General features: G+C 61.9%; 2 protein-coding genes and 1 pseudogene. All 3 read left to right on the plus strand.

Annotation, left to right across the window (positions count from 1 at the left end; all coding sequences use genetic code 11):
- Window positions 1-185 (plus strand): annotated as a pseudogene (locus tag EN991_RS27255) (ABC transporter permease); the annotation flags it as partial.
- 2 nt (window positions 186-187) lie between these two features.
- Entirely contained in the window at window positions 188-970 is a 783-nt protein-coding gene (locus EN991_RS27260) for an ATP-binding cassette domain-containing protein (protein ID WP_023760533.1), read from the plus strand.
- Window positions 971-1,202: 232 nt separating this feature from the next.
- Window positions 1,203-3,671, plus strand: coding sequence for a glycogen/starch/alpha-glucan phosphorylase (locus EN991_RS27265; protein ID WP_024503694.1), 2,469 nt, complete (start codon window positions 1,203-1,205; stop codon window positions 3,669-3,671).
- Window positions 3,672-3,733 lie beyond the last annotated feature (62 nt).

Consider the following 3,733-nt stretch of genomic DNA (forward strand, 5'->3'; position numbering starts at 1 on the left):
GTATTTCCCTCTTCGGCGGACGCGGCTCCATCCTGGGCACGCTGTTCGGCGCGATGATCGTCGGCGTCGTTTCCATGGGCCTCAACATGCTGGGCGCCGATCCGCAATGGAAGGTGCTGCTCACCGGTGTGCTGATCATCGGCGCCGTGGCAGTCGACCAATGGATCAGAAAGGTGTCGGCATGACCATGACCCAGGAACCCATCCTCACCGCGCGTGGCCTGATCAAGCGCTATGGCCGTGTCACCGCCCTCGACAATGCCGACTTCGACCTTTATCCCGGCGAAATCCTCGCCGTCATCGGCGACAACGGCGCCGGCAAGTCGTCGCTCATCAAGGCGATTTCCGGCGCGGCCGTGCCCGACGAAGGCGAGATCCGGCTTGAAGGCAAACCCGTCGCCTTCAAATCGCCGATGGAGGCACGCGAAGCCGGCATCGAGACCGTCTACCAGAATCTGGCACTGTCGCCGGCGCTCTCGATCGCCGATAACATGTTCCTTGGCCGCGAGATCCGCAAACCGGGTTTTCTGGGCGATTGGCTGCGTATGCTCGACCGTCCGGCGATGGAAAAGCGCGCCCGCGACAAGCTTACCGAGCTTGGCCTGATGACCATCCAGAACATCAGCCAGGCTGTGGAAACGCTCTCGGGGGGCCAGAGGCAGGGCGTTGCGGTGGCGCGCGCGGCCGCCTTCGGCAGTCGTGTGGTGATCATGGACGAGCCGACGGCCGCCCTTGGCGTCAAGGAAAGCCGCCGCGTGCTCGAGTTGATCCTCGACGTCAAGAAGCGCGGCCTGCCGATCGTGCTGATCTCGCACAACATGCCGCATGTGTTCGAAGTGGCCGACCGCATTCACATCCACCGGCTCGGCCGTCGCCTCTGCGTCATCGATCCCAAGCAATATACGATGTCCGATGCCGTGGCCTTCATGACCGGAGCAAAGGTTCCGCCCGAGGCAGCGCTGGCGGCCTGATACATGTCGCCCAAGTGCTGGAGGGTTGGCGGCACGGCAAGCACGGAACAGGAATTTGAAGCGCGTCGCGCGACCGTCTTGGCGCGTCACACTTGCGAATTGCCAAATTGCCGCAGGGGGCATGCCGGTTCGGGCATGTTTAAATCGATTGAATATATAGCGGTATCAGCTAGCATGGGCTGGGAGGAGCGATGAAAGCCGGTATGATCATGGCAACCGCACGAGAGGCATCATGACGAGCGCGATGACATCCGAACCCCTTCCTCCACTGCTCGAAAATCCTGATCCCAAGACACTCGCACGTGAAGTCTTGGTGGCCCTCAAATACCGGGTCGGCAAGGATACCACCGTTGCGACCCAGTACGACTGGCTGACCGCCTCGATCAAGGTCGTGCGCGACCGGATCGTCGATCGCTGGATGCAGGCGACGAAGGAGGCGTACGATCAGAAGGAAAAACGCGTCTATTATCTGTCTCTGGAGTTCCTCATCGGCCGCTTGATGCGCGATGCCTTCTCCAATCTCGGCCTGATGGACAACATGCGCGAGGCCCTGTCGTCTCTGGGCGTCGATCTCGATCTCATCGCCGCACTCGAGCCGGATGCCGCACTTGGCAATGGCGGCCTCGGGCGGCTTGCGGCCTGCTTCATGGAAAGCATGGCGACCGTCGACATTCCCGCGCATGGCTACGGCATCCGCTATGCCAACGGCATGTTCCGCCAGGAGATTCACGACGGCTGGCAGGTCGAATTGCCTGAAACCTGGCTCGATCACGGAAACCCGTGGGAATTCGAACGCCGTGAGCGCTCGTTCGAGGTCGGTTTCGGCGGTTCGGTGGAATCGATCACCTCCAAGGACGGCCGCCTCGAACGCCATGTCTGGAAGCCGACCGAGCATGTGCTGGCCGTCGCCTATGATACGCCCGTCGTCGGCTGGCGGGCCAACCGCGTCAACACGCTGCGGCTCTGGTCGGGCATGCCGGTCGATCCGATCCTGCTCGACAAGTTCAATGCCGGCGACCACATCGGCGCGCTCGCCGAAAGCAACAAGGCCGATGCCTTGTCGCGCGTGCTCTATCCCGCCGATTCCCACAAGGCCGGGCAGGAACTGCGGCTTCGGCAGGAATATTTCTTCTCCACCGCATCGCTGCAGGACATCGTCCAGCGCCATCTCAGCCAATATGGCGACCTGAAGTCCTTGCCCGACAAGGCTGCGATCCACCTGAACGACACCCATCCGGCCATCGCTGTGCCGGAGTTGATGCGCCTGTTGATGGACGTCCACGGCATGGACTTCGATCAGGCCTGGGACATCACCCAGCGCACCTTCGGCTACACCAACCACACGCTGCTGCCCGAGGCACTGGAAAGCTGGCCGGTGCCGCTGTTCGAGCGGCTTTTGCCGCGCCACATGCAGATCGTCTATGCCATCAACGCTGAAGTGCTTCTGGAGGCGCGTGCGTCCAACCAGTTCTCGGACGAGCAGATCGGCCGCATCTCGCTGATCCAGGAAAATGGCGACCGCCGGGTGCGCATGGGCAATCTGGCCTTTGTCGGTTCGCACTCGATCAACGGCGTTTCGGCGCTTCACACCGACCTGATGAAGGAGACGGTGTTCGCCGATCTGCACAAGCTCTATCCCGATCGCATCAACAACAAGACCAACGGCATCACGCCGCGGCGCTGGCTGATCCAGTGTAATCCCGGGCTGACGTCGCTTGCCCGCGAGGCGATCGGCGACCGCTTTCTCGATGACATCGACGCCATCAAGGATCTCGACGGTTTCGCCGGCGATGCCGCCTTTCGCGACAAGTTCGCCGCCGTCAAGCGAGCCAACAAGGCGCGGCTGGCCAACCTCGTCGCCGACCGGCTCGGCATCAAGGTCGATCCCTCGGCGCTGTTCGATATCCAGATCAAGCGTATCCATGAATACAAGCGCCAGCTTCTGAATATCCTCGAGGCGATCGCCCTCTACGACCAGATCCGCTCGCATCCCGAGCGCGACTGGATGCCGCGCGTGAAATTCTTCGGCGGCAAGGCGGCGCCCAGCTACCACAATGCCAAGCTGATCATCAAACTCGCCAACGATGTCGCCAAGGTCATCAACCGCGATCCGGCCGTGCGGGGTCTGCTGAAGGTGGTGTTCGTGCCGAACTACAATGTCAGCCTTGCCGAGATCATGATGCCGGCCGCCGATCTGTCCGAACAGATCTCGACCGCCGGCATGGAAGCGTCGGGCACCGGCAACATGAAGTTCGCGTTGAACGGTGCGCTGACCATCGGCACGCTCGACGGCGCCAATGTCGAGATCAAGGAATGCGTCGGCGACGACAACATCTTCATCTTCGGCCTGACCACCGCCGAGGTCGCCGAGCGGCGCAACAACGGCTACGATCCGCGCGCCGTCATCGAAGGCTCGCCTGAGCTGGCGCAAGCGGTTGCGGCTGTTTCGTCAGGCGTCTTCTCGCCGGACGATCCGGAGCGTTACCGCGATCTCATCAACGGTCTCTACAACAGCGACTGGTTCATGGTTGCCGCCGATTTCGATGCCTATGCCGCCGCCCAGCGCGAGGTCGATGCGGTCTGGCGCAACAGTCCCGACTGGTACGCCCGGGCAATCCGCAACGTTGCGCGTGTCGGCTGGTTCTCCTCCGATCGCACGATCCGCCAATATGCGAAAGAAATCTGGAACGTGCCCGTCTGATGTGATTGCATGAGGCCGCAAACAATGTGGTCCCGGTGATGTGAATTGAATGTCGGATTCAC

It is taken from the genome of Mesorhizobium sp. M7A.F.Ca.US.005.03.2.1, assembly GCF_003997795.1.
Classification (GTDB): domain Bacteria; phylum Pseudomonadota; class Alphaproteobacteria; order Rhizobiales; family Rhizobiaceae; genus Mesorhizobium; species Mesorhizobium ciceri.

What these genes read in the sequence shown, in the direction of transcription:
- EN991_RS27260 (WP_023760533.1), top strand. Translation starts at nt 188, where the DNA reads ATGACCCAGGAACCCATCCTCACCGCGCGTGGCCTGATCAAGCGCTAT.
- EN991_RS27265 (WP_024503694.1), top strand. Translation starts at nt 1,203, where the DNA reads ATGACGAGCGCGATGACATCCGAACCCCTTCCTCCACTGCTCGAAAAT.